The 2,684-nt window shown below is 30.6% G+C and carries 4 protein-coding genes; 2 read left to right on the top strand and 2 right to left on the bottom strand.

The features are described from left to right. The coding region (locus V7056_RS20595) for a hypothetical protein (RefSeq protein WP_499704253.1) at positions 1-338 on the top strand (338 nt) is incomplete at its 5' end. Continuing rightward, positions 329-565 (top strand): hypothetical protein, encoded by a 237-nt coding sequence (locus V7056_RS20590; RefSeq protein WP_499704252.1) that lies wholly within the window; start codon positions 329-331, stop codon positions 563-565. The genes V7056_RS20595 and V7056_RS20590, both read left to right, overlap by 10 nt. A 390-nt stretch (positions 566-955) precedes the next feature. Here V7056_RS20590 and V7056_RS20585 read toward each other — a convergent pair whose 3' ends face one another. Both V7056_RS20585 and V7056_RS20580 read right to left on the bottom strand, forming a co-directional pair. After that, entirely contained in the window at positions 956-2,092 is a 1,137-nt protein-coding gene (locus V7056_RS20585; RefSeq protein ID WP_499704251.1) for a Ger(x)C family spore germination protein, read from the bottom strand. Then, positions 2,089-2,684: GerAB/ArcD/ProY family transporter (locus V7056_RS20580; RefSeq protein WP_499704250.1), on the bottom strand; the 596-nt coding region annotated here is incomplete at its 5' end. The genes V7056_RS20585 and V7056_RS20580, both read right to left, overlap by 4 nt.

Raw genomic sequence — 2,684 nt, 5'->3', positions numbered from 1 at the left:
GTGAAAGTATTTACGATAAATTACTAGATGACTATCCATTAGTATCGTATGGCATTGGTGGAATTGATTGGGAATTTATGAAAAACAAATTGGAAATTACGAGTTCGCATCAAATTCAACAGTTTATTAGTGAGCAAAGATATGACAATGCCATGGTATATAGTTTAAAAAAAGCATCAGGATATCCAGGAACCCCACCAGTTTTAGTAACACCAATAAATAATATTATTAAGAGTTTCAATGACTTAAAATATGTTGAGCAAATCCTATATTGTATTGAAAAAAAGTTTGTACTAGAAATAAAATATAGTGGAGAAATTTTATTAGGGTGGAAGTAACAGGAATTGTTATGGCTGTTATTTCTTATTCAACTAACTGGCGCGTTAGTCGAACAACGATGGGCTGCTTCGGTAGTCCATTTTTTATTACACTAACTTCTGTTTTGTACTCTAGTACACCTTTGGGACGCGAACGATACATGCCCAAATTATTAATCAAATTACCTTTTGAAGCTGTAGGTGCAAGGTGGGTAGAAAGAAAAACACCTAATAAAGAAAAGGTATGAAAAAAACGGCACTTGATATTGAATGCTATTTATGAAAAAGAATAAATAATTAATTTAGTGGCAGTAGCGTTTTAGACATTTAGCTAAAGGAGGAATACATTTTGCTAGTTGGATAAAATGGGTTAAACCAGTAGAATTAATCAAGTGGATTTGTAACAAAAGTACGGATAAAACAATTAAAGATAGCATTAAAACTTAGGAAGAATAGTTTACCATTAAGTGGAAATTATCCTTACCTGAAAACATCACAAAGAAAAGACATTCAAAATGAGTGCCTTATCTTTGTGATGTTTATCTTCTTCAAAGAGAAAAGCATGAATTCCCATAAATTTTCATGCTTTTTTACCATTAATCTTCTTCGGTTGTTTTTGGAGCTCGTAACAATATAAATTATTTAACCGACTTAGTTAGCTCTCCTAATGAACCTGTGCTGATAATTTTAACCTTCACTTTTGTTTGGAATGAAATGAGTGGATACTCCTTTTCCCAGTTAACTTTTTTCCATATGTCTGGCTTATGTTCTTTTAAATAACGTCCGACCCCTAAAACATCACTATTTGCAAGTTTCAAGTCTTTAATAATCGTATTCGCTCTTTTGTTTAAATCAGCTTGAATAATGGTTTCGAGTTGTTTTTTACTAATATTTTTTTTATTAGTTATTTCAGTAATAACAATTTTAGGTTTTAAGAGTATATCTACCTTTACGTTCTTCCCAGACGTGTGTATATTGAATTTTCTTGATTGGCGAAATACCTCATATGAGATAATATTATGTGGTTTTTCAAGTTCTTTCTTTTCTTGTATTGTCGTGGAGAATAGACCTGTTTTACCAAATTTATCCATCATTAATAGAAGGAGAGGCGTATTTTCGTATGGGATAAAACGACCCGTATACTTTCCAGCATGAAAAAGTCCCGTACCAATTACTACTACCTTATCTTTGTTTTTATCCAGTAAAGGTAGGCTAAAATCAATGCCATGCTCATTACCTAATGTAAAAATGTCCATTAAATCTATTTTAGGTACTAATGAAAAATCTTCAGCATTTTCAATGGTCTCTGATAAGAAAAATGATAACGGTTTACTATTATTATGCATTGTTAATATTTCTTTACCAGGCATTTGATTGGTAACCGCAACTTTTACGTTAATGTTTGCTATTTTCCCCCGATTCAATGTATCTAATAAAGAAATAAAATCTTCTTTTGCAAATTCTTCACCGAATAATAATATTCTAGTTTTAGATGTTTCTATGTCTCCTGGAATGGATGATTGCAGTTCGATTCCAGACTCGTAAACAGAACTTTTGATTGATTCGGCGTATTTGTTTTTTAGTTCATATACTCCAATTCCTTTCCCAACGATATCTAGTACAAGAGCATTAATTATAATTTTTCGCTCTTTGTTTAGGTCAAAACTAATTCCATTTATTAAAATTTCATCTTTGATTTCCTTTTGATCCCAACAACCCGTTAGGAAAAAAAGAAGTAGCGGGAATAAAAAGGCGATTGAAAGTCTACGATTCAATTAAGTAGCCCCCTAACCTTATTGATGAGAAATAGAAGACATGGAATAATAACAACAAAGACTAAATCTAAATGTTCTCCTATTTTAAAAACTGTTTCAACATTTATAATTTCCAATGGTAATAATGGATAAACAGCCATGAGTAAGAGCAAGATTGCTAATAAAATACTACTTCTTTTTTTCACAATTGAATTCAGACTTTTATGTACAGCTTTACTAACAATGTAAAAATAACTAATTAATGTTGAACAAACTACGATGGACCATAGACAAATGAAAATCGTATCAACATTTTCAACCATTTTTGATTGAAAAGTTTTAAAAATTATGACAAGTGGATTAAGTAATTTATTGTTTTGGCTATTACTTAAAGTTACGTATGATGTAAACACTACAAATGTAAAAATAATCGTTGAACATAGGTTTACAAATGTGAGTGTTAATAATTTCTTTTTTGTATCCTGAAAATCCAATGACAAAAAAAGAAATATTTCAAACCCCAACATTTTTAAAAAAGCAGTATATGATCCTGTTAAAATCAGTTTTACTCCGTTTTCGCCAATTGGAAATATCCTTCCGAAATGAATATCAT

The organism is Bacillus sp. JJ664 (genome assembly GCF_036962205.1).
Taxonomy (GTDB): domain Bacteria; phylum Bacillota; class Bacilli; order Bacillales; family Bacillaceae_G; genus Gottfriedia.
The sequence above is the reverse complement of the archived record's forward strand: the minus strand, read 5'-3'. Positions and strand labels throughout refer to the sequence as shown.